The 1,830-nt window shown below is 60.1% G+C and carries 2 protein-coding genes and 1 pseudogene; all 3 read right to left on the minus strand.

The features are described from left to right. Window positions 1-355, minus strand: a pseudogene (locus JV551A3_RS11655) (copper resistance protein B); the annotation flags it as partial. Continuing rightward, on the minus strand, window positions 345-692 hold the full coding sequence (locus JV551A3_RS11660) for a hypothetical protein (RefSeq protein ID WP_133970076.1): 348 nt from the start codon (window positions 690-692) through the stop codon (window positions 345-347). The pseudogene JV551A3_RS11655 and the gene JV551A3_RS11660, both read right to left, overlap by 11 nt. Further along, window positions 689-1,830, minus strand: a 1,142-nt coding sequence (locus JV551A3_RS11665) for a copper resistance system multicopper oxidase (protein WP_133978710.1), incomplete at its 5' end; no start/stop codon positions are given. The genes JV551A3_RS11665 and JV551A3_RS11660, both read right to left, overlap by 4 nt.

A 1,830-nucleotide genomic window follows, 5' to 3' on the forward strand; every position in this document is an offset into this window, starting at 1 on the left:
CGAGCTGATCCAGCAGGAAGAAGCTGTTGATCGCGCTGTCATGCACGTGATGCCCGCCCAGCGGGGGGAAGGCCGCCTGGCGGTCGGCATCGGTCAGCACGGGGATCGGGGTACGGCTGGTCGTCGGCGTATCCGCCGAGCCGTGGTTCATTGTCGAGTGATCCATAGCGCCATGGTCCATAGCTCCATGATCCATGGCGCCATGGTCCATGCCCGGCATGCTGCCATGATTCATCTTGCCGTGGTCCATCATCGAATGGTCCATTTCTTCAGCGGCGAAGCTGGGCGTAGCACCCAGCACGCCGAGCGAAACGGACAATGCCAGCAGCGATGGTCGTGCCAGGCTATTGAGCATCTTTCCCTGCCTTAGCTTTGTCGCTGCCATGCGATTTCATCATCTTGTCGTGGTCCATGCCTTGCATCGAGCCATGGTCCATACCCTTCATGGCGTCATGGTCCATACCTTTCATCGAGCCGTGATCCATCCCTTTCATGGCGCCGTGATCCATGCCCTTCATCGCACCATGGTCCATGCCTTGGGTGCTCTTGGCTTTTGCGGCATCGGCAGGCTGCTGATTGTTGTCGCCGGACCACGACGACGGGGCATAAATGGTGAACAGGCCCGCCATTACTGCAGAAAGGAAAAACGCGCTTCGTTTCATTGGTTTGTTCATCTCGGATCTCCAGTTCATTCGTCCACACGAACTTCGCGGAACATACCCATTTCCATGTGGAACAGCAGGTGACAGTGATAGTGCCAACGCCCCAAGGCATCTGCCGTGACGCGATAGCTTCGTTTCGAGCCAGGCGGTATGTCGATGGTGTGTTTGCGCACCATGAAGTTGCCGTTCTCAGCCTCCAGGTCGCTCCACATGCCATGGAGGTGGATGGTGTGAGTCATCATGGTGTCGTTGACCAGGGTGATGCGCAGGCGCTCGCCATACTTGAGGCGCAGTGGCTCGGCATCGGAAAACTTGATGCCGTCGAAGGACCAGGCGAACTTTTCCATGTGGCCGGTGAGGTGCAGTTCGATTGTGCGACCTGGCGCGCGGCCGTCCGGGTCCGGGAAGGTGCTGCGCAGGTCCGCATAGGTCAGTACACGGCGGCCGTTGTCACGCAGGCCGATGCCCGGATCGCTCAGTTTTGGCGTCGGGGTCATCGTCTGCATGTCGACCAGGGGGTTGTTCGTCTCGGAGGCTGGGTGGCTCTGCATGGGCGCGCTGGTGCCAGCCATCTCGCCATGGTCCATGCCGGCCATGTCACCGTGATCCATGCCAGCCATGCTGCCGTGGTCCATGCCGCTCATGCCGCCATGGTCCATGCCCATATCACTCATGGAAATGATCGGCCGTGGATCGACAGCTGGAACAGGAGCCTGCAAGCCTTCGCGAACGGCCAGGGTGCCCCTGGAATACCCGGTACGGTCCATGGACTGAGCGAAGATGGTGTAGGCCTGCTCGCTTTCGGGCTCGACGATCACATCGTAGGTTTCGGCGACGGCGATGCGGAACTCGTCGACCGCAACGGGTTTGACATGCTGCCCGTCCGCCGCGACAACCGTCATCTTCAGGCCGGGAATTCGCACATCGAAATAGGTCATTGCCGAGCCGTTGATGAAGCGCAGGCGGATTTTCTCGCCCGGCTTGAACACCCCCGTCCAGTTACCGTCCGGGGCCTTGCCGTTCATCAGGTAGGTGTAGGTGTAGCCGCTCACGTCGGCGAGATCGGTGGGGCTCATTTTCATCTCGGCCCACATCTTGCGGTCGGCTACAGCCGCGGACCAGCCCATCTCGCTCACATCGTTGACGAAATCACCGACCGTGCGCTTGT

This window comes from Pseudomonas inefficax (genome assembly GCF_900277125.1).
GTDB lineage: Bacteria > Pseudomonadota > Gammaproteobacteria > Pseudomonadales > Pseudomonadaceae > Aquipseudomonas > Aquipseudomonas inefficax.